Raw genomic sequence first — 22,092 nt, forward strand, 5'->3', positions numbered from 1 at the left:
GACCATGATCAAAGAGGAACAAATTCGCGAAGAACTCCTCGCCTCGCTCCACCAGATCCTCGGCGAAGATGCCGAAATCGGCATCGACGACAACCTGCTCTCCCACGGCCTGGAGTCACTTCCAACAGTCCGTCTGCTCGCTGATTGGATGAAACAGGGACACCGCGTCTCCTTTGGAGATTTCATGCGCGCCCCAACGGTAAGGCAGTGGGCGAAGATGCTTGTAGAATCCACACCAAACCACAGCACTGACGCCATTGAGTCCCCCAAAGATGGGTTTGCCGCTCCCATCGACGATTCCGTACCCTTTGACCTCACAGATGTCCAATACGCCTATTGGATTGGCCGCAATTCCTCGCAGCAACTGGGCGGGGTGGGCACCCACGGCTACGTAGAGGTCGAATCCCGCAGTATCAATATCGACCGATTGCAACAAAGCTGGCTGACGCTGCTACGTTCCCACCCGATGTTGCGCGCCTGCTACACCGAAGATGGCAAGCAATATGTGCTGCCAGAGCCGCCCCACCCCACCATCCTCGTTCATGACCTCACCAAGATGGACGAGTCCACGCGCGAAGAAGCTCTGCTATCCACGCGCGAACGCCTTTCGCACCGACTGTTGGACATAGCTACCGGCCATGTGGTATCTTTAGAAGTCAGCCTCCTCCCTCAGGATGTAGCAGTTATTCACTTCGATATCGACCTGCTTGTGTGCGATGTGCAGAGTTTCCAAATTATCTTGCACGACCTCGCCCACCATTACGCCACCGGTGAAGCCCCCGACGCCGACCCGTCGTGGAGTTTCGCTCGCTACCTCGCTGGACACGCTCGCGAAGGCGTCGCCGATATCGACCGTGACCAGGCATACTGGCGCAATCGCCTCTCCGAGTTGCCGGGTGCCCCAACCTTGCCGATGAGCCACGGCACCAACGAGGAACAAGCACACCGGTTTGTACGCCGCAGTCGATCATTCGATTCGGCAACTTGGTCGCGCTTGCGTGAGGTGTGTGAACACCACGCTACTACCCCAGCAATGGTGTTGCTGACCGCCTACGCCCGCACCATCGGCCAATGGAGCGAGAATAAAAAATTCCTCATGGCCGTACCTCTGTTCAACCGCGGTTCAGACACAGCGATAAAGAATGTCGTCGCAGACTTTACCGCCCTGACACTCACCAGTATCGATCAGTCCACACGCCGCACTTTCAGCGAGGACCTCAAGGATATACAGGCCTCTTTCTATGAGGATTCGTCACATTCACAGTATTCGGCGGTGCGGGTGCTGCGAGACCTACGTGCTTCCAGAGGTGAGCAAGTTTTGGCTCCCGTGGTGTTCTCCTGCAACCTGGGAGACCCACTGGTTGGCCAAGAGTTTATAGATACCTTCGGAGAGATTAGCTACATGATCTCCCAGACCCCCCAGGTGTGGATTGACCTCCAAGTCTTCACCACCGTCAACGGCTTCCTAATCGTCTGCGACGCAGTTGAACAGTTGTTCCCCGAGAAGATGCTGGACGATCTCTTCGCCACCCTAGTGATGGAGATTGACAAGGCAATCACCGACGATCTCTCGCATTCAGACCCGGTAGAGAGCCCAGGAGCGCAGGCCCGTCGAGCGTCACGTGCCGAAGTTGCCTCTTGGCGGCTGCCTGACACCACCCTTGTCGATGAGGTGATTGCCGCTGCACGGTGCCACCCCCAGGCCACGGCCATTCGCAGTGCAAGCGGCGACGTTATTACCTACCAAGATTTGGAAGAGCAAGCCACCACCATCGCCTCTGCTTTGGTGAATTCCGGGGTTGGGCGAGGCGCTTTGATTGCAGTGATGGTGGAGCGTGGTCCTCGCCAGATTATTGGTGCGCTAGCCGCGATGATGGCGGGCGGAGCATATGTACCGGTGAGTCTACAGCAACCGGAATCTCGTATTGCCGCTCTCTTGGGGGCAAGCCAAGTAACGCATCTGATTACTGACCGACCCGATAAGGTTCTGAGCGAAACTGCAGTTCAGGTAGTAGATTTCACGAGCGCTACCGGCACAGCCAATCTTCCGCAGCTGCATCCACAAGACCCGGCCTATGTAATCTACACCTCTGGGACCACTGGAACACCAAAAGGAGTCGAGATTTGCCACGGTGCTGCATGGAACACCATTAGCGAGATCAACCGTCGCCTGGGCGTTGGTCCGACAGACCGCCTACTAAGCGTATCTTCCTTTGATTTCGATCTCTCGGTGTACGACGCCTTCGGGCTCCTTTCTGCTGGCGGCGAACTGGTAACCATCCCAGATGATGCGCGCCGCGACGCCAAGAAGTGGGTATCGCTGGTGGATAGTTTAGGCATAACTATCTGGAATTCGGTGCCTACTTTGTTTGAGATGCTTTTATCTGCGGCTGATCGGACACCGGGCAAGCTCAGCAGCATACGCCATGTTCTGCTATCTGGCGACTGGATTGATACCAGCCTGCCTGAGCGCATGCGCACGGTTACCCCGCAGGCACACCTATTAGCTATGGGCGGTGCGACGGAGGCATCTATCTGGTCCAATGGTCTCGACCTCGATGTAGTGTCACCCGAGTGGACCTCAATTCCCTATGGTCGGCCGCTTGCCAAACAGATGTACCGGGTGGTGTCCAGCAATGGCCAGGACTGTCCCGATTATTCTGTGGGGGAGCTGTGGATTGGCGGCCTGGGCGTAGCTACACAATATGTCGGCGACCCCGGACTCACCGAAACTAAGTTCGTAATCTCGGAGGACTCACGTTGGTACCGCACAGGCGATATGGGCCGGTTCTGGGCCGATGGGACGATCGAGTTTTTAGGCCGCTCGGATAACCAAGTCAAAGTTCGTGGCCACCGCATCGAACTCGGCGAGATCGAGTCCGCGTGTGAAGCGTTGCTGCCAATAGAGCGTGCCGTGTGTATCACGCACCAAGGTGCATCATCGTCACCATCTTTGGTTACGTTTGCTCAGTTCACACCGTCACATGTTGCCCGAACTACTCCGGAGCAGTTTGCGACGTCATTGCGCGCCAAAGTCAACGACGTGCTGACCGAGGGCGACATCCGCACGTCCGTCGAGCACGATGAGCATTTACAGACCGCATATGCCTTCTCAGTGATGCGACGCTGGGAGGAGCAACTCACCGGCGTGGGGACCCCAAACCACCTCCGCGAACACCGTAATCGCTGGCAGACATGGCTAGGCAAAGCAGATGAACACCCGGCTACCGCAGACTTGCTTCTAGACGACGAGTCGTTCGGCGCGTTAGAGCGTTTTGTCACCCCCTTCGAGCAAGCCTTCGTAATGGCGGAGAAGCAGCGCAGTATCGCTGAGTTCATCCAAAGCCCAGATTCGATGTCGGTGGAGCAATTCCTCGCAACCCGTCCGTTGGGTCGGTTGGTTCACCGGGTCCTCGGCGCGGTTGTGCGTGAATGCAGTACCCACTCAACCAGCGAGCTCAAGATTCTTGAGATCGGGTCACGCCGGCCCGAGGCCTCTGCGGACTACGCGGCTATCGCGGGGACGAGCGCATACGTGCTCGCTGATCCCTATCGTCATCACCTCGAACATGCCGGACAACGTGTTGGTAACACCTTCACGTACCGCCAGCTCGGAGTCACTAGCACGCCCCAACCGACTCCTGGGGAGGCAGTGACGAAGGCGGACTTGGTGCTGTGCAACCAGACGCTGCACCAGAGCGAGGACATCGAGAAAACGCTCTGTGAGGCCTGGGGCCTCAGCGCCCCTGGAGCAACGATGGTGGTGGTAGAGCCCACTGCCCCCTCCCCGATGTCCGATATCACCGCCGCATTTATTGCCAACAATACCACGGACGCTCGGGCCGAAACCGGTACAGTACTACTCAGCGCCCGCAGCTGGAAAGAAATCCTGCAGCGCACTGGGTGGAAACCTGTAGAGCATGTAGAGATCACTAAAACGACGGCGCTTATCATCGCCGAACGCGCTAGTTCCAACGAATCGGTCACACTATGCGATTCTGACTATGCCAAGGCTACAAACCTACTGGCCACCCGCCTTCCGGAGTACATGCTACCGAAACGCATCCTGGAGCTAGCGAAGTTTCCACTCACCAGCAACGGCAAGATTGACCGCAAAGCGCTCACAGCATTAGTGCCGGAATACTTCGACAACGAGCCCGCTGTCACCGAACTTCCGCACACCGCCACCGAGAAACGGCTCATCGATATCTGGGATGAGCTGCTGCACACCAGCTCCAACGTGAACTCAGACTACTTTCGCTTGGGTGGTGATTCTCTCACAGCAACACGCCTGCGCCGTACCATCGAACAGTGTTTTGGCGTGGAATTTCCGTTAGAGAATATCTTTGACGTTCCGTTGCTGCGCGACATGGCCGCCCGAATTGACCAGATAGCCGAAGTCCCCCACCAGCAATCGGATCTTCCCAAGATTGTTCACGGGTCTGAACAGTACGCTCCGTTCCCGCTGACTGAGGTGCAGCAGTCCTATCTCATCGGCAGCTCTGGAGCCATCGAACTCGGCGACGTTTCCAGCCACTGTTACTTTGAAATGTCCACTGCTTGCCTAGCCCCGGAGCGAGTGGAAGACGCGTTCAATGCCCTGATTAAACGCCATCCCATGCTGCGCACCGTCGTGTGTGAGGACGGATTGAGTCAGCGTGTGTTGCCCGAAGTACCACGCTACCGCATTGCCCTCATTCGCTCCGGCAACGCCGACAATGAGGATACTCTCGATGAAATCCGAGAGGAAATGTCCCGCCAGAAGTTTGATCCCACTCAGTGGCCATGCTTTGACGTGCGCTACGTAGCCGAGCCCGACGCGGGTCGACTGCTTTTAAGTTTCGATAACTTGTTTATCGACGGCTGGAGCATGTTCCACATTTTCCGTGAGTGGAAGCAGGCCTACGACCACGGCGTAGACAGTCTCGATCCGGCAATCCCCTATTCATTTAAAGACTATGTCGAAGCCACGATTGAACTGTCACACAGCGACATCCATAAGCGTGACCAAGCCTATTGGGAATCGGCAGTGGATACTATTTATCCTGCACCGCAGTTGCCGGTGACCGACACAAACGGCGCTAATACCTCGCAGTTTTGCCGCCACCACGCCCTGGTGGACGCTGCGAAGTGGCGCCGGATTAAGCAACGGGTACGTGAGGAGGGGATGACCGAAGCCGTATTCCTAGCCGAGGTATACGCCGAAGTCCTAGCGAGGTACAGCGATGAGCCGCGACTTAGCATCAACCTGACCCGGTTCGACCGCACTCGGTTCGCCCCCGAGGTTGACCACATAGTTGGCGACTTCACCAGCCTATCTATTCTCAGCGTGGATACCCAGTGTGCACCATCGTTCCGGGACCGCGCTGCAGCGCTACACAGGCGCATGTTCAGCAATCTCGATCACGGCAGTGTCTCCGGCGTGTCGGTGCAGCGAATGCTTACTAAGCAACGCGGTGCTCGGGTAACCATGCCGGTGGTCTTCACGTGTGGCCTGGGCGTCGTGGAGCACCCCGAGTCAGATCAGAGTCCTTACCTGGGCGTAATCGATCATGGCCTATCGCAGACGCCACAGGTATGGATGGACCTCCAGGTCTATGAACACGATGGTGGCCTGATGCTGAATATGGACGCGGTCGAGGCGATCTTCCCCGACGACATGGTGGCGGAGCTTTTCACCAGCCTTACAGCCACTCTCTCGCACCTCGCAGAGTCCCCTGAACTCTGGAACGCGCCCACCAGTACCATAGCTCCGACGACCAACGCGCCCACCGCAGATCGAATCAACGACACAGACCGGGAACTCCCCGGAGCGGATAAGAGCCTACTGGGGCTGTATCAGAAGGGACTTGCCGAGCATGGTGACAACCTCGCGGTGATAGACGCCACCACGCAATGGACATACGAGCAACTCAATGAGCAGTCGGATAAGTGGGCCCAGCTTATTGCTGCAACTGACCCGGCGCCTGGTGATCTCGTTGGCATCATGATGGAAAAGTCCGCACAACAGATCGCAGCGGTACTAGGCGCAATGAAGGCCGGATGCGCCTACTTGCCGCTGAGCGTGGACCAACCGGTGGGGCGTAACACTTCCATCATCAACGATGCGGGTGCATCCATTGTTGCGATGGACCATCCGGACGATGATTTCGCTGCGTTAGCCGAGCACTGCACAGTCATCACTCTGGCCGATGTCGCCCGGCATCGGCCTGGTGACCAGGCCTTAAGCGAATCGAGTCCGACACCCAGCTCGCTTGCGTACGTCATCTACACGTCTGGTACGACGGGCACTCCCAAAGGAGTAGCCATCACCCACGAGTCGGCGGTCAATACGATTGTCGATGTCAACGAACGCCTCGGGGTGACTCCGACCGACCGGATATTGGGGATTTCAGAGCTAAACTTCGATCTATCGGTATACGACATCTTCGGGATGTTCGCGCGGGGTGCTACCTTGGTGTTGCCATCTCCAGCAGACAAACGTGATCCGCAGTGCTGGGCAGATGCCGTAACTACGCACTCGGTGACGCTGTGGAACTCTGTGCCAGCACTTTTTTCGATGTACGTGGAACACCTCCGCGAACGGAGCCTCATTGGTTCCTCCGTACGGTCGGCACTACTCAGCGGAGATTGGATACCTGTAAATATCGCTTACCAGGTCAGCACCCTCTTCCGGGACTGCACAGTTTTCGCTGCTGGGGGTGCTACCGAGGCATCGATATGGTCAAACTGGTACGAGGTAGGCGTCGATGATGCCTCGCGTACCAGCATTCCCTATGGAACGCCGCTGGCAAATCAGCGAATGTACATCCTCGATGAGGCCCTGAACCCCCGACCCACGCATGTGCCGGGAGACCTTTACATTGCCGGACGTGGCCTGGCCATGGGGTACTGGAAGGACCCAGAGAAGACCGCAGCATCATTCATCACCCACCCCCGCACCGGCGAACGAATGTACCGCACGGGCGACAAGGCCCTCTACAATCACCTTGGTCACATCATCTTCCTGGGGCGCGAGGACGGTCAGGTTAAGGTCAACGGCTACCGCATCGAACTCGGTGAGATCGAGTCAACAGCACGAAAATTCAACGAACTCCGCGATTGCGTCGCTGTCAACGACCATGGCATTGTTCTCTACGTTGTTACGCATGAGGGCTTTAACATGGCAGCACTCAATAACCACCTCGCCGAGTCTCTCCCTGCCTATATGCGTCCACGCGTGATATCACGCATTGATGGGCTACCACGGTCTTGGAACGGCAAGATTGATCGCAAGAGTTTAGAAGGAAAAACCTTTGAACAACCACAAACAAGGGAACGCTCTCGTAATCACCGAGATTCGGGTATCATTACCATCTTGCAAGAACTCCTCGGGCCCAAGGAGATCAGCATCGACGATGACTTCTTCACCATCGGTGCCGACTCGCTCACGGCCGTGCGGCTTACTAACTCGATTCGTCGAGAAATGTCAGTAGAGATCTCCATACGTGACGTATTCAACCATCCAACGGTCCGAGAATTGTCCGACCTGATCGCCGACATCGTCGGCAGCGACGTAGAAGAAGGCGAAATTTAGAGTTCATGCCACACCTGTTTCACTCACCTGACAAGCCACTTGCCCCCAACCCAGTGCTACGCACAAGCAGCCTAATCTGAAAGGAAACATCATGCCCAGTACTCCCCACACCACCCCGAAAGATGCAAAAGCAGGACGGCTGAACATCACCGACCTGATGAACATCGGCATCTTCTTCGTCATCAACTTGGTAGCCGGCGTGGTCATCGCCTTCATCGGCATCACCCCCATCACCTACGTGATGATCACCAGCGTTCAGGCCCTCATCCTGGGCATCCCGATGATGCTGTTCTTGGCCAAGGTGCACAAGCCCGGCATGGTCTTCATATTCCTTCTTCTCAGCGGCCTCGCCAGCCTGCTGCTTGGTTTAGGCATATGGCCACTGCTGCTCAGCTTGGTCATGGCCGTGTTTGCCGAGTTAATTTTGCGCGCCGGCAAGTATACGAGCGCAATACACAGTGTGATCGCCTATGCCTTTATAGCAGTGTCACCCACCGCATCATATATTCCGCTTTTCTTCACCACTCGGCGCTACATAGAGAGCAGCGGCATGCAGACCAAATATGGTGCTAGTTTCGCGGATGGCCTCACCTCTATTGGCCAGATGACTTGGCTATTCCTCATCATTGTGATAATAACCTTCGTCTGCGGGATCCTCGGCGGGATCCTCGGCCGGCGCATCTTCACCAAGCACTTCCAGCGAGCAGGAATCGCCTGATGTCGCCCACTTTGCCCGGATCAGGCACGCACACAGCGGGACTCCATCTGGACCCACGCACCACGGTGCTGGTCATCCTCGTGGTGTCCTCGGTGCTCATCTCACCGGCCGGGTCCAGTGGGGCGCTGGGCAGCACCGCCCGGTGGATGCTCATTGCCGTTCCCGGGGCACTTTTCCTCGCCTCCGGCATGGTGGCCGCTGCACTGCGATACGCACTCACCTTCGCGGTGCTCGCCGGCTTTCCTGCGGTGGTGGTACAGGCCCTGCCCGAGCGCCACATCATCGTGGACGTGTGCGCTACGTGGTTCGCAGGGCTTTCGCTCATCCTCCCTGGCATCACGTGCTGCTGGTACCTACTACGCACCGTCTCGGCCAGCGAATTCATGGCCGCGATGCAGCGCATGCGGAGCCCCGACGCCCTGACCATCCCCACGTCCATCATGTTCCGGTTCTTCCCGACGATTCTCGAGGAATACCGCGATATCCGCACCGCCATGCAGATGCGTGGCATCTCGGGCCTGCGCAACCCGATCGCTATGCTCGAATACCGCTTTGTGCCACTGTTGGCGTCCGTTGTGAGCATCGGCAACGAGCTGGCTATGTCTGCAGTGACCCGCGGATTGGGCTCGCCTCGCCGACGAACCACGCTGTGCGAGATAGGCTTCCGCGTAGGCGACGCAATAGTCATAAGCGTGCTCGTCGTGTCCCTGATCCTACTACTGGTAAATATAGTGATGCTGCCGTGATAAAGCTGCACGATGTGTCACTATCCTATGGTCAAAACACAGCGGAGCCGGTGCTGCACCACGTAAATCTCACCGTGGCGAAGGGCGAACTAGTTCTAGTGTGTGGCGAATCAGGCTGCGGTAAGTCCAGCCTGCTACGCCTGATAAACGGCGTGGCGCACACGTTCTGCGACGCCCAGATTTCGGGGGAGGTGCTGCTGGACGACGAAGACATCACTCATGCCCACCCACACGACATCGCCGAACGCGTAGGCTCAGTGTTCCAAAACCCCAAGTCGCAATTTTTCACGCTGGAAGTAGCCAGCGAACTCGCCTTTGGCTGCGAAAACCTCGGCGTGGCGCCCAACGAGATTCGACAGCGTATTGGGGAACTTTCCGCAGATTTCGGCATGGTTCATCTCCTCGACCGGCACCTGTTCACACTTTCCGGCGGCCAGAAACAAAAAATAGCATGCGCTTCAGTGGCCGCGATGCACCCACAGGTACTACTACTAGACGAACCATCATCAAATCTCGACCTCGCCGCCGTCGATGAGCTGCGCCGCATCGTCGCGCAGTGGAAGACACAGGGCCGCACCGTCCTGATCGCTGAGCATCGGCTTTCCTACCTAGTTGACATCGTGGACCGAGTGCTGGTTATGCAGGACGGGCAGATCGCTCATGATCTCAGCGGCTCGGAGTTTCGCACCCTAGACAAGGCCGAACTGTACCGCATGGGCTTGCGCTCAGCGCAGCAGGTCCCCGAGGTGACCCGCGAGCCACGCCCTTCAAGTGGCACGATGGTGCTCAAAAAGCTACAGTTCACCTACCCCAAGGCTACAGAGCCATCCCTGAGCATCAGCCACACGGAGTTGCCGCAAGGACAAGTCATCGGCGTGGTAGGACGCAACGGGGCCGGAAAATCTACCTTTGTGCGCGTTCTGACTGGCCTGGAATCTAAGGCCACCGGCGTGGTGGACATCAATAACCGCTCGCTCTCGGGTCCCCGGCAGCGCCTGCGCCAGTCCTATTTAGTAATGCAGGACGTAAACCACCAGCTTTTCGGGGAGAGCGTGGAGTCCGACGTAATCATCGGCACCAGTGGACCGGATGGGAAAAACGAAGCGCGCCTTACCGAGGTGCTTGGTGCACTTGATCTCGCGGACAAGCGGGCCCGGCACCCGATGTCGCTTTCAGGCGGCGAACGCCAGCGCGTGGCCATCGCCTCAGCAGTCCTAAGTGAGCGCGAGGTAATCGTCTTCGATGAACCCACCAGCGGGCTGGACCTGTGCCGCATGCACCGGGTGGCCCACCTGCTAGACGCCCTAGCCCGGCAGGGCAAGACCGTTTTGGTAGTAACCCATGACATGGAGCTGGTGGCGCGGTGCTGCGATCTTCTCCTGCGCGTGGAAAAAGGCCGCCTTACCGCCTGCGAACCGTGCGATGATCTCGCACTGGCGCGCACGGTGCGGTATCTACGCGGCCGCGACAGCTAGTCCCTACAGCTTCCAGCTGGTGGCGTCGCTCTTTTCACCCCAGAAGCTGCGGTAGCGTGGGGAACTCTCCATGAGTTCCTCGTGGTTGCCGATAGACTCCACGGTGCCGGAGGGACTCATCATCACAATCTGGTCCGCGTCGCGGATGGTGTGCAGCCGGTGCGCAATGACGACGATGGTGCGCTCGGCAGAAAGCGTTTTCATACCGCGCATCACAAGGTGCTCATTCTGCACGTCTAGAGAGCTAGTCGCCTCATCAAGCAGCACGATCCGCGCGTCCTTCAGTAGCGCACGAGCGATGGAGACACGCTGACGCTCACCACCGGAGAGATTCTGCCCGCCCTCGCTAATCAGGGTGTCAAACCCCTGCGGCAGCTGCCGGGCAATCTCGGTGACACCGGCCAACTCCGCTGCGCGGAGCACCTCCTCCCGCGTTGCATTGTGGCAGCCCAGGCGGATGTTTTCATACAGTGTGTCCTCGAAGAGGTACACGTATTGGAACACCATAGCCAGCGAATCCAACACCGCCCGGGAGCCAAGATCGCGAATATCCACACCACCGATACGGATGGTCCCCTGGTCAACGTCATAGAAGCGTGCCGCAAGTTTTAGCAAGGTGCTCTTGCCGCAGCCGCTGGGACCCACCAACGCAGTAGTAGTTCCGGGCGCCACGCGGAAACTCACGTCGCGGACCACTGGGGTGTTGGGTTCGTAGCCAAAGCCCACCCCATCGAACTCGATGCCATAGTCGCGTGGCGCCGCCGGAACCGCAGGCTCCGGCAACACCCGCGCATCGAGGATCTTTTGGATCTCATCTAAGGTATTGCGCGCGGATTCCAAGCCCTCGCCGTAGGGTATGCCCGACATAGCAACGCGAGCCAGGATGAACACCAACACAATGACGCCAATGTAGGTGCCTGCTTCTAGCCAGTGGTTGAGAAGTAGCACGGTGGCCAGGGCATCAATGACCACGGTACCGACCATGATGATTAAAGCCAGACGACCCATGATCATCTCACCTGTCTTCTGGGTGTGCTGCTGGGCGCTAAGCTGCTCTCGAATCGAGGCGCGCACGGCGCGCTCCCCCAGCGAATCCGGCCCAGCCATGCGCAGCACCGGCTGCACCTGGGCGAACTCCAGCACCTCCGCGGCGCCGTGCTCGTTGCGCTCGCCCTTCTGGCGCTCTGCCACGCGGTACTGCCGCATTAGGCGGTTATAGGCGAACCACACCACGGCAGCCACTGCAACGGTAACCAGCCCCAGCCGCCAGTCCACGGCGATGAGAAACACGCAAGCCAAACCGGCCGAGGCAGCACCGTGCAGCATGGGCCGCAGCATCATTGCCGGCGCGTTAGCGGCAAACAGCGCACCGCTGGTGGCTACAACACCGATCTGGCCGGCGCGATCTTCTTCAAAATAGCCCAGGGGTAGCTGTGCCGTGCGGTCGGCGATAAGCCGGTGGATGCGCAGCACGTAATCATGCCCCAGGTCCTGGGCAATAACCTCAGTGGGCCAGTCTGCGGCGGCGTAGACGAGGACGGAGATAATGATCCAGGGCAACCATGCTGCGGCCTGCGCGGGATCTTCGCTAAACAGCGTGTCCAAAAACAGTGCAATGAGGATAAGGCCAATGGCCAACGCCACCGCGGAAATCCCAATTAGCGTAAGGACCAGCACCAGACGGCGACGATCAGCCGGACTGCCCAGTGAATAGAGCGTGCGGATCATTATTTTTCCTCCCCTTGGATGCCCGCCTGCGCGGTTTGGTAGCGTGCCCACATCGTGGTGTAGCCCTTGCCTGCCGCCACTAACTCTTCGTGAGTGCCTGCTTCGGTGACCTCACCGTTTTCCAGCATGAGGATCCGGTCAGCGCCGGTGATCGTGTGGAGCCGGTGTGCGATAACTACTAGCGTGCGCCCGGCCACCAGCTCGGTAATGGCCCGCTGGATCGCGGCCTCGGAGTCCGGATCCGCAAAAGCGGTGGCCTCATCCAACACGAGGATCGGCGCGTCGAGCAAGATGGATCGGGCAATAGCCAGCCGCTGCTGCTCGCCACCGGAAAGCTGCGCGTCCTCTCCCACCACCGAGTCGTAGCCGCGCGGCAGATGGGTAATGCGCTCATGAATCTGGGCGGCGCGGGCGGCGCGAACCACGTCTGCGTCGGTGGCCTCCGGGTGAGCGAGGCGAATGTTATCCCGCACGCTCATCCGCATAAGGTAAGGGTCCTGGAAGACGAACCCTACCCTGCGGTAGAGCTGGTCAGATCGGAGATCAGTACTAGGGACGCCACCAATGCGCACCGACCCCTCCGTGGGGTCTAATAGCCGGGGGATGAGCGCGGCTAACGTGGACTTCCCCGAGCCGGAAGGTCCCACCACCGCAGTGATGCTGCCGGCGGTAAGTTTTTGGTTAATGCCGGAAAGCACCGGGGTGTCCGGCACGTAGGAGAAGCTTAAATCTTTCAACTCAATTCCGGCGTTTGCAGGCTCCCTGCCGCCAGCAGCGGGCGGCAATACCGGGATGTTGAAGAACTCGGTGAGATCCGCCGCGGCAGCCTTCGCCTCCGAAAACATGATGTTAGTGCGCGAAAGCATAAGCAGAGGCGCGGCGATGTTGTTGATGAGCAAAAACGCTGCCAGCACATCGGCCACTGGTACGCCCGCAGACGTGATGAGCCACGGGCTGGCCGCGGCTACCACCAGCAGGCCAAACCCGGTGGAGGTGAAGATCTTCATCAAAGCGGTGGGGTGTACGGTGGCGTGCAACCACTCGCGATAGAACCCACCAAAACTCCGGGAACGACTAAGGAAAATGCTCTCGTCGTAGCCTTCCGGAACAAACACCTTGATAACCGGGATGCCGCGCACCAACTCTACGACGGCGGCGTCTAGCTGCTTCTGGCTGGACTTAAATTTCTCCGCCTTTTCTTGAAACTCGCGCATCATAAACGGCATGGTGGCCACTGCCAACAGCAGTGGTACCAGGCCCAGCAGGCCTATCCGCCAGTCCACCACGAACATGTATCCCAGGCTCAATAGCGGTACGAGTACACCGGCCGAATAATCGTGCGGCGCGTGGGCGATGAGCTGGTGGATCTTGGTGACGTCGTCTTCGATGTAGGTTTTCACAGTCCCCGAAGGTGTCCGCGTAAACCAAGACAGCGGGAGCCTACCCAGCTTGGTAATCTGCTGCTGGCGTAAGTGCTCGCCCAAAAGGCCGTCGGCCTGGTGGCTTACCTGGAGGCTCTTCACGGTTGCCTGTCCATGTAGGACGGTGGCCACCATGAGCGCCGCGACTAGCAGCCACAGCTTTGACGCATCTATCGGCTCTCCCTGGAAGGACAGCATTACGGTGCGCACCAGCTCAACCAGCACGATTACCGGCACCAGCGACAAAAACGCCGCCAGCACCGCCAATAGCAGCGACACCGTGATCTGCCGGTGGGCAGGTTGAGATATTTGCCTAAATGTAATGGGTGGTTTTTGTTCGGTCATCGGGGCCTCTTTACTTAACAGTCACAATCACGCATTGTTCCGCGCTAACCAGGCAGTGTTCCCAGTAATTCCCGCTAGAAAACCGGCAAGCAGGTCGAGGAACTCGGTTCCAGTATCGAGCGGGAAGAAATGCCCACCCGGCAGGACCTTCAGTTCAAAACTACCGCTGGTAAAATTTTCCCACCGGGAAAGCATCTCTGGGCTGACAGCTGGGTCGCTATCCCCCGCCAATGCCAGCACAGGAGAGCGAAGCACCGTGGTTGCATGGTGAAAGCCCTCGTGTAACACATAATCGCGACGAATGTCAGCGAGCAGCAGCTTCATCACATCATCATTGGCAAGGATCTCAGGTGGTGTGCCACCTACCTTCTCAAACTCCCTGCGCAGCGCACCGAACCCCATTGACGAGTGGTATTCCCCAGGCACGGTTTCTCCGGGCGCCTGCCGTGCGGCCACCACCACGGCTTCCGGTATAGTGGGCCGATGCATCTGCTGCAGGCAGGCAGCAACCTGGTAGGCCAGCGCTGCCCCCATGGAGTGGCCGTACAACGCAATCGGCGCGCCCGCCGCCAGATCTACTATCTCGGTTGCGCACATATCGGCGAGCTTGTCAAAGTCGCTTACCCATTTCTCTCGGCGACGGGTTGCCTTTCCGGGAAGCTCCACCGGCACCACGTCAATGCTTGGGTTGACCCCCACCCATCCACGATAGACGGAAGCGCTGCCTCCTGCGTGATGGAAGCAAAACAAGAGGGTTCCAGTGCGATGTCCGGCCACAAACGGAAAGACTCCCTCGCAGCTGATTTCTGTCATTTTTCGCCTTTCGCTAGGTCGGACTGATTAAGCACGATTTCTACTGCTGCGACGGTACCCGGGTCTGTGGCAAGCAACTCGGGCATCCTGCGGGCTGCGGAGTCGTATGCTCCACTTACCAAATCGGCAATTCCGGCGGCCAGGGACTGGGCACTCAGTTCGCCTCGCTGGGCGTCAATATAGTTCGGCCCGGCACCGTTTCGACAAACTGCGTTGGCATGGAAGTGTTGGTCACCACCGAATGCAACCGCAAGGCACGGCTTGCCGGCGCGCAGGATCGCCCCGGTGGTGCCCAGTGAGCCGTGGCAGATGCCTGCACGGCACCACGGAAGCACAGTCGCGAACGGGACCCGGGCGACGGTGAGGATTCCTTCTCTCACACCAGGCTCATGATCGGGATCGACGATTATCGCCCGCAGACCATGCTCGATGCACGCGTCTCGAGTCCATCGTTGAAGGTCATAAACGCGATCTGAGACCATACTCCCAAAGCTTGCCAGAACCGGGGCCGAGCCGGCAGCCACAAACTCCTCGACTGCTGGGTCTAGGGCGAGTTCACTGTGGTGCGGGTCAAGCCACTCGCCAGTGACGTGAATGTGGTTTTTCCATTCCGACGCCGGCGGACTCAACGCGGGACTGAATTGGTAGATCGTGGTTGGTGGAGAGGAGAGCGCTCGCTGACGCAGCCCCAACCTACGGCGCCATGCCGCTATCACTGGGCGCATCGCCCAAGCCATCAGAGTATTGGACATCCAGTGGGTGACCAGAGCTCCGACAGAGCCGTCCAGTTTTCGCGGATCCACGAGGCTGTAACGGAGGCAGGGTTCGGTAGGGAAAACCTGCACCCGAACGCTGGGGACTCCGCGTGCAGCCCCTAACAACCGAGCAACTTCACTGAATTGGGTGTACATGACCACGTCAACGCCATCCATGGCATGCTCTAACACATCGAAAACGTGGGCGTCAGATATCATCTCACGGATACCTAAGACAGTGTCCATCATGCCTTTACTATCGCCCAAAAGGCGCTTCATTAACGCCCGGTAATCACCGGGTAACTCGATGTAGTCCACCCCGTTTGCACGAAAACTCCCGCCGAATTCGCTAAACCCAGCCAAAACAAACTGGTGGCCACGATCTCGAAGTGCGACACCAAGGTGCGCAAATGGCAGCATATCACCCTCAGAACCCAGGACGACCGCGAGAACTTTCACAGCCGTCTCAATCCGTAATCCAACTAGGCCACTCAGGAACCCAAGACTCCCCCATGAGCTTATCTTCCGGGCCAATATCACGAATGACTCGGCACGGATTACCGGCTGCGAGTACCATGGGCGGAATATCTCTTGTCACAACACTGCCAGCACCAATTACTGCACCATGCCCAATCGTGACACCCGCAGTTACCGTGCAATTGCCACCAAGCCACACATGGTCTTGTATGGTGATCGCACCCCCGGTACACACCATGTATTGCCGCTCTACGGGGTCTAAGGCGTGATTGCCAGCAAAGAAGGAACACCATGGACCAACCATGACCTCATTGCCAAATGTCACCGGGGCCATATCAAGTACCGTCGTTCCTCGATTGAAGGTCACGCCATCTCCGACCTTGATTTTCGAGCCATATTGGACATGAAATGGCAGGAAAACCATTAAGCGCTCCCCCAGTTCACCAAGCAGGTCTGCCATCACTGCCTGCTTCTCCGCTGTTTGAAGTGGACGAAGCTGGTTGAGATCGTGACACTTCTCCGCCGCCTCCATCATCTCGTAATAGAGATCCGGGTCCTCAATAGGGCGGAAGGGCTGACCGCAGAGAATCTTATCTTCGATTTGCTCTCGAGAATCCATGGATACTCCTTTGTGCTTGAGAGGCGCGAGCCGCAATACGAATTACGGTCAGCCACGCGGTTTGACCCTGACTAGTCGGAATACCTCGGAATACCCAGATTCTTAGCTCACACTTGGTAGCTTACAGGCCTTCGACTTAATTGTCAAGCATGCCATGCCTAATTATGGTATGCTCAACTTTGCAGCAACCTGCAGCGTCGCCGCCGATCAGCCGACCTGTGCAGCCCTCTCCTGCGGGGCGCTGTGCACGACCCGGTGCCGCTAGACATACATCATTTTCTAAGGATTAGTTGGCACTACCCCAGGCGCTTGCTCCGTGGACCACAATCCATCGTTCGCGGGCAATAATCGGTTTTCCTTCTGCGGTAGGAGAATCGGTGCGCCGTCTAATAGACCGTTGACGTATATCCAGGGATGAATCATGAAAGAAAACCCCACCACGGCAACCGCTAGCGGTGACCCCAGCGCCACCGCAGTCCCCTCAACCAGCGCCCACGCAAAAGGCCGCGACCTGGTGCTTGATGTCCAAGATCTGCGATGTAGCCTGGGAAAAGTCAAGAAGCGAACGGAAATCCTGCGCGGTGTGACCCTCGCCATTCCGCGCGGGGGCATCCTCGCCGTCCTAGGCGCCAATGGTGCCGGCAAGACAACCTTGGTCAATGTCCTTTCCACGCTGCTGCCCGCCACGGGCGGAACCGCCATCATCGATGGCCACAACTTAGCCACGGATCCTTCCAAGGTGCGCGCTTCCATCGCGCTGACCGGGCAATACGCCGCAGTGGATGAGGAGCTTACCGGCAAGGAAAACCTCATCTTCTTTGGCCGCCTGGCAGGGCTTAAAGCTAGCGATGCGAAGGCCCGCGCCGCGGAACTTCTTGAGCGCTTCGATCTGGTTGGCGCCGCCGACCGCCTGGTTTCGGCATACTCGGGCGGCATGCGCCGGCGGTTAGATATCGCCGCCTCCCTCACTGTCCCGCCCGCGCTGCTGTTCCTCGACGAGCCGACCACGGGCCTCGACCCCGCCGCGCGCAGCTCCGTGTGGGATACCGTCCGCGGGCTGGCGGCCGACGGCACCTCGATCCTGCTTACTACCCAATACCTGGAAGAAGCTGACCAGCTCGCAGACCGCGTCGCCGTGCTCGCCGGAGGCAAGGTGCTCGACGAAGGCACCCCCGCCGAGCTCAAGGACCGCTATGGCACCACGGTGTGCCTCATCACGATGTCTAGCCCGGACGATGCCGCACGCCTCACCCACACCTTGCAAGAACACCGCATCGACTGCCGCCAAGAGGACACCGTATTGCGCGTCGATGCCCCCGATGGCCACCGCACCCTAGTCCGGGCGCTGGCCTTGTGGGATGGCGACGACACCTCGGTCGCGGACGTCTCCTTGGTTCCGCCCTCCTTGGACGATGTCTACTTCGCTATCGCCGGGTCCGGCGACATCGCGCAGCAGGCTCCCCACACCGGTGGAGGCTCCCAGTGAACGCGCTCGGAGCAGTCGCTGCCTCGTGGCACCGCAATGTCCTGCGCACCGTCCGCAACAAGGCCGTAATGGTTTCCGCCGTGGCAATACCCAGCCTGTTCATGGTCATCTTTTACGCCACCTTCGCCAAGGCTTCGACGGAACTCGGCATCGATTACGCCGCCTTCCTCCTGCCCGCCGGCGTTATTCAGGCGATTGTGTTCGCCGCCGGGGGCTCCTCCTTGGCGATTACGCGTGACGCCGAAAACGGCATCCACGACCGCATCCGCGCCACCGGGACGCCCGCCTGGGCCACGGTCGTCGGCCGGCTGCTGGCAGATCTCACCCGCGCCGCGTGGTCGTGCAGCATCGTCGTCCTCACCACGATCCTGCTCGGTGCCCGCTACGCTGCCGGACCGGGTCGTATTATCCTTACCATCGCCCTTTTCGCCGCCCTCACCATCATCCTCTCCGCGTTTATCGATGGCTCCTGCCTGTTGGCCCCCAAGCCCACCTCGGCGTCCTTGCTCTTCCAAAACCTCGTGCTGGTCATGGTGATGTTCTCCACCGCATTCGTGCCTGCGGATGCGCTGCCCGGCGGCATTGGCCCCATCATCCGGCACGTACCGCTATCTCCCATCTTGGACACCGCCCGCAACCTACTAGGTGGCGCTGCCCTGGGGGCGCGCGGAGTCGAAGCACTGTGCTGGCTCATCGCCATGACCGTCGTTGGCGTATGGGGCTTTATCACCGCTTTCCAGGGGAGGAAACATGACTAACCACACCACCGCCACCGTGTCGCACGACACCACCTGGCTGTCCACTGTCGCCACGCATTTTGGAAGGCACCTGCGCGCCGCCCGCCGCGATAGCGCGGTAATTACCAATACCGTGGCTGGTCCCGTTTTGATGTTCCTGGTCATGCGGTGGCTGTTTGGCGACCTCATGGCGGCCTCGCAAGGCTCTGCCACGCTCGACGCGTTACCGCTTACCATCGCGCTCATCCTTTCCAGCGAACTGATGAATGGCACCTCCGCCGCCGCGCAGATAATTAAGGAACGCCAACGCGGTATCACCACCCGCATCGCGACCACGCGCTACGGCACCAGCCCGGAGATCTTCGGCCGCTGGTGTTTCGATTCCTTACGCAGCCTTATCTCCGGCTGCGCGGTGCTGCTGGCTTCCGTGGCTTCTGGCCTGCGTATTCACACGCTGGCCGGGTTTGGCTGGGTGCTGTTAGTCATCATCTTCGGCGCGGTGGTGGCCGCCTCGCTATCGGCCATGGTGGGCGCGATGTGCGCCACCCCGGAGGCCGCCATTGGCCCGGCCCCCATCATCATGGCGGCCATGGCACTTAACGGCGGCCTCGTGCCCGTGGAGCAATTCGCTGGTGTGGTTCAACCCATCGCCCGGTGGAATCCGCTTACCTTCGCCGCCCGCGCCGGCGCCGCCATCGACGGCACGCCAAGCGCCGAAATCCTTGCCACCGGCCAGCCCGGCACCGCAGTCTGGGCTTTCGTGGCCTGGATGGTAGCACTCACCGTAGTGCTGCTAGCCGCCGCAGCTGCGTTCCGCCGCCCCACCATGTCGTAAATAGCGCCGGTTAGCGCGACAGTGCTACTTGTCGCGCGGCGGCGTCCCCAGCGGCGCGGTAGCGCTACTTGCCGCGCAGGGCGCGCCGCCGCGATAAAGAGCTGCGAATCTTTACCCGCGGCCGCGCTAAGGCGGGTAGTGTCGCCGCCGGTTACCGGCAACCAGGCGGCCTCGCCCGGGGCTAGCTCCAGGTCGTTTACCGTGACCACACCAGAAGTAGCCAGGGCGATGGCCGGTCCGGGAAGCTGCGTGGAAACCGTGGTGCCGGCGGGCAAATCGTAGCGGGTCACCGCAAACTCCTGCACCGGCAGCGGGTACTCTACTACCGTCGCGGTGTTGGGCGCGGCATCGGCAACAGCGGCGCTCTCCGCGCCTGCACCATCGCCCAGGGAGGGGTGGTAATGGCGGCGACGCGGGGTTCGGCGAGGGCGTCGAATTTGAGCACCTTGACCAGCTCGGGGACGTCAACGTACTGAAGCACCCTGGGTTTTGTTCCGGGCATTAGACCTGAACTAGCTCAGGCCGATTTGCATAATACGCAGCCTCCACCTGCGCTGGGGTCTTCAGCCCCAACGCATCGTGGTACCGCTTGTTATTCCACCAATACACCCAGTGCATCGTCGCCAGCTCCACATCCGCCAACGAGTCCCATGACCTGCGCTGATAGATCAACTCGGTCTTGTATAGTCCGTTGACCGTCTCCGCCAGGGCATTGTCATACGAGTCACCGACCGTGCCCACCGACAAGTCGATCCCCTCCTGCTCCAGGCGCTCGTTGTAGACAATGCTCACATACTGCTTGGATTCAATCGGTGGTTGCAACACTGTTGTTTTGAATTGATTGTAGTTGTTCATTGAAGACTTCGGCTGGGGTTCGAAATCCAAGGACTTTTCTTGGTCTGTTGTTGAGCGTGTAGGCGATGGCGGCGAGGTCTTGGGCTGTCCATCGAGACAGGTCGGTACCCTTGGGAAAGTACTGGCGTAGGAGTCCGTTGCTGTTCTCATTCGTGGGACGTTGCCATGGCGAGTGTGGGTCCGCGAAGAACACTTTCGTGCCCGTGGCTAGAGTGAAAGCGGCATGGTCAGCGAGCTCGGTTCCGCGGTCCCAGGTCAACGTTTGACGCAGTTGTAACGGTAGATCTTTCATCACGGTTTGTAGGGCGGTGTTCATCGCTTCAGCACCGTACCCACCCAAGGCAGGTCCGTTCTTCGTCCTTGGTTGTTCACCCCAGCCGTCCAACCGGGGCAGGTGCACCAGCAGGATCGACCGGCTGTAGCGTTCGACCACGGTCCCGATCGCTGACCTGCCGGTACCGATGATCAAGTCTCCTTCCCAATGCCCGGGCACCGCCCGATCCGAGGCTTCCGGGGGCCGGTTAGAGATGACAACATCGGCGGTGACATGACCTTTAGGCTTGCTCTTGGACCGGGCGCGGGGTTTACGCAGGGCCCGCCCAGTCCGCAGTGCGGCCACGAGTTCACGCTTCAGCGCCCCGCGCCCCTCAATATAGAGCGCCTGGTAGATCGCTTCATGGGAGATTCTCATACTCTCATCATCAGGGAAGTCGATCCTTAACCGCTGCGATATCTGCTCCGGGCTCCACGCGGTCAACCACCGTCGGTCTGCCCTGTGAGGTTTGCTCCGGCCCTTCCACGCAGGCGTATCAGGCCCCGCCATGACGACCCCGTTTTCATCTCGGACCGTCCCAGCAAGACGCTCCTGAACATAGTCTTGCAGGCGCGGATTATCCACGAGTTTTGCTTGTTTGGGACGCTTAGCGGCTTCCTGAGCTTTCCACTGGGCCACCCCTACCCGATAAATCTGCTTGCCACCACGGGTGGCAGCATTACGCCGTAGCTCACGAGAAATCGTCGCCGGATTGCGGCCAATCCGTCGAGCGATCTCACGCACACCCGTCTGTTTCTCCCACAGGATCGCGATTTCCTCTCGTTCAGCAAACGATAGATACCGCCCCGAGGGCTCGTCCAAAGCTAACGGTCTCATTCCACCAGCATGACGGAACCACCTCGTTCCCACCGGTACGGACACCCCCACCTGAAGGGCGGCCTGCGCAGTGGTGATTCCCGTCGCGATCAGACCCCAGAACTGGCGTTGCACCGCCCGTGACGGAACCGGCCTACCCGGGGAACGCATCGCAGGCCGCAACGCCCGATCCGCACGCCACTGACGCCGCACCCCCACCGGCATATCACTGGTCTTCTTACTCCAGTCCTTGGTAGCCACCTTCTCACACCTCCATGCTCAGGGTGTTGCGACAACCAATTGAATCCACCCTGTCAGCCGTGGTCTGAGTGGTGAATCAAGCCCGTTGTTTCCTTGGCGCACACAATGGCCTGGTT

Annotated in this window: 13 protein-coding genes and 1 pseudogene; 7 read left to right on the top strand and 7 right to left on the bottom strand. The window is 59.2% G+C overall.

The window, feature by feature from the left end; translation table 11 throughout:
- The first annotated feature begins 4 nt into the window (after nucleotides 1-4).
- The 4 genes from AT687_RS10075 (at nucleotide 5) to AT687_RS10090 (ending at nucleotide 10,515) form a co-directional block, all read left to right on the top strand.
- Nucleotides 5-7,576: a non-ribosomal peptide synthetase gene (locus AT687_RS10075; protein ID WP_014319403.1), complete on the top strand. Its 7,572-nt coding sequence runs from the start codon at nucleotides 5-7 to the stop codon at nucleotides 7,574-7,576.
- Between the two features lie 91 nt (nucleotides 7,577-7,667).
- Nucleotides 7,668-8,294 carry an MptD family putative ECF transporter S component gene (locus tag AT687_RS10080; protein ID WP_014319404.1) on the top strand — a complete coding sequence of 209 codons (627 nt, stop codon included), beginning with the start codon at nucleotides 7,668-7,670 and terminating at the stop codon, nucleotides 8,292-8,294.
- Complete coding sequence (locus AT687_RS10085) at nucleotides 8,186-9,040, top strand: energy-coupling factor transporter transmembrane component T (RefSeq protein ID WP_227917022.1); 855 nt, start codon at nucleotides 8,186-8,188, stop codon at nucleotides 9,038-9,040. Before AT687_RS10080 ends, AT687_RS10085 begins: the two co-directional genes overlap by 109 nt.
- Nucleotides 9,041-9,054: 14 nt before the next feature.
- The gene (locus AT687_RS10090; RefSeq protein ID WP_227917020.1) at nucleotides 9,055-10,515 is read left to right on the top strand and encodes an ABC transporter ATP-binding protein; all 1,461 of its coding nucleotides are present in this window, start codon (nucleotides 9,055-9,057) and stop codon (nucleotides 10,513-10,515) included.
- 3 nt (nucleotides 10,516-10,518) lie between these two features.
- Here AT687_RS10090 and AT687_RS10095 read toward each other — a convergent pair whose 3' ends face one another.
- The 5 genes from AT687_RS10095 to AT687_RS10115 are packed head-to-tail and all read right to left on the bottom strand — an operon-like array spanning nucleotide 10,519 to nucleotide 16,673.
- Nucleotides 10,519-12,243 carry an ABC transporter ATP-binding protein gene (locus AT687_RS10095; protein ID WP_014303363.1) on the bottom strand — a complete coding sequence of 575 codons (1,725 nt, stop codon included), beginning with the start codon at nucleotides 12,241-12,243 and terminating at the stop codon, nucleotides 10,519-10,521.
- Entirely contained in the window at nucleotides 12,243-14,009 is a 1,767-nt protein-coding gene (locus tag AT687_RS10100; RefSeq protein WP_014319405.1) for an ABC transporter ATP-binding protein, read from the bottom strand. Before AT687_RS10100 ends, AT687_RS10095 begins: the two co-directional genes overlap by 1 nt.
- A gap of 27 nt (nucleotides 14,010-14,036) precedes the next feature.
- Entirely contained in the window at nucleotides 14,037-14,822 is a 786-nt protein-coding gene (locus tag AT687_RS10105; RefSeq protein WP_023018093.1) for a thioesterase II family protein, read from the bottom strand.
- The gene (locus tag AT687_RS10110; protein WP_041740572.1) at nucleotides 14,819-16,036 is read right to left on the bottom strand and encodes a glycosyltransferase; all 1,218 of its coding nucleotides are present in this window, start codon (nucleotides 16,034-16,036) and stop codon (nucleotides 14,819-14,821) included. The genes AT687_RS10105 and AT687_RS10110 overlap by 4 nt, the downstream gene beginning before the upstream one ends.
- A gap of 7 nt (nucleotides 16,037-16,043) precedes the next feature.
- Entirely contained in the window at nucleotides 16,044-16,673 is a 630-nt protein-coding gene (locus tag AT687_RS10115; protein ID WP_014303359.1) for a sugar O-acetyltransferase, read from the bottom strand.
- A gap of 421 nt (nucleotides 16,674-17,094) precedes the next feature.
- Here AT687_RS10115 and AT687_RS10120 point away from each other — a divergent pair, with 421 nt between their 5' ends.
- From AT687_RS10120 to AT687_RS10130, 3 genes are read left to right on the top strand one after another with little or no spacing between them, the layout of a single operon-like run.
- Nucleotides 17,095-18,159, top strand: coding sequence for an ATP-binding cassette domain-containing protein (locus AT687_RS10120; RefSeq protein WP_014303358.1), 1,065 nt, complete (start codon nucleotides 17,095-17,097; stop codon nucleotides 18,157-18,159).
- Nucleotides 18,156-18,917 carry an ABC transporter permease gene (locus tag AT687_RS10125; protein ID WP_014303357.1) on the top strand — a complete coding sequence of 254 codons (762 nt, stop codon included), beginning with the start codon at nucleotides 18,156-18,158 and terminating at the stop codon, nucleotides 18,915-18,917. The genes AT687_RS10120 and AT687_RS10125 overlap by 4 nt, the downstream gene beginning before the upstream one ends.
- Nucleotides 18,910-19,731, top strand: a complete 822-nt coding sequence (locus AT687_RS10130; protein ID WP_014303356.1) for an ABC transporter permease — start codon at nucleotides 18,910-18,912, stop codon at nucleotides 19,729-19,731. Before AT687_RS10125 ends, AT687_RS10130 begins: the two co-directional genes overlap by 8 nt.
- A gap of 501 nt (nucleotides 19,732-20,232) precedes the next feature.
- On the opposite strand, the pseudogene AT687_RS10135 reads toward AT687_RS10130, so the two are convergent.
- Nucleotides 20,233-20,529: pseudogene (locus AT687_RS10135) on the bottom strand (integrase core domain-containing protein); the annotation flags it as partial.
- A gap of 7 nt (nucleotides 20,530-20,536) precedes the next feature.
- Nucleotides 20,537-21,940: an IS30 family transposase gene (locus AT687_RS10140; protein ID WP_047928725.1), complete on the bottom strand. Its 1,404-nt coding sequence runs from the start codon at nucleotides 21,938-21,940 to the stop codon at nucleotides 20,537-20,539.
- Nucleotides 21,941-22,092 lie beyond the last annotated feature (152 nt).

The sequence above is a fragment of the Corynebacterium diphtheriae genome (genome assembly GCF_001457455.1).
Classification (GTDB): Bacteria; Actinomycetota; Actinomycetes; order Mycobacteriales; family Mycobacteriaceae; genus Corynebacterium; species Corynebacterium diphtheriae.

What these genes read in the sequence shown, in the direction of transcription:
- AT687_RS10075 (WP_014319403.1), top strand. Translation starts at nt 5, where the DNA reads ATGATCAAAGAGGAACAAATTCGCGAAGAACTCCTCGCCTCGCTCCAC.
- AT687_RS10080 (WP_014319404.1), top strand. Translation starts at nt 7,668, where the DNA reads ATGCCCAGTACTCCCCACACCACCCCGAAAGATGCAAAAGCAGGACGG.
- AT687_RS10095 (WP_014303363.1), bottom strand. Translation starts at nt 12,243, where the DNA reads ATGATCCGCACGCTCTATTCACTGGGCAGTCCGGCTGATCGTCGCCGT.
- AT687_RS10100 (WP_014319405.1), bottom strand. Translation starts at nt 14,009, where the DNA reads ATGACCGAACAAAAACCACCCATTACATTTAGGCAAATATCTCAACCT.
- AT687_RS10105 (WP_023018093.1), bottom strand. Translation starts at nt 14,822, where the DNA reads ATGACAGAAATCAGCTGCGAGGGAGTCTTTCCGTTTGTGGCCGGACAT.
- AT687_RS10115 (WP_014303359.1), bottom strand. Translation starts at nt 16,673, where the DNA reads ATGGATTCTCGAGAGCAAATCGAAGATAAGATTCTCTGCGGTCAGCCC.
- AT687_RS10120 (WP_014303358.1), top strand. Translation starts at nt 17,095, where the DNA reads ATGAAAGAAAACCCCACCACGGCAACCGCTAGCGGTGACCCCAGCGCC.
- AT687_RS10130 (WP_014303356.1), top strand. Translation starts at nt 18,910, where the DNA reads ATGACTAACCACACCACCGCCACCGTGTCGCACGACACCACCTGGCTG.
- AT687_RS10140 (WP_047928725.1), bottom strand. Translation starts at nt 21,940, where the DNA reads ATGCCGGTGGGGGTGCGGCGTCAGTGGCGTGCGGATCGGGCGTTGCGG.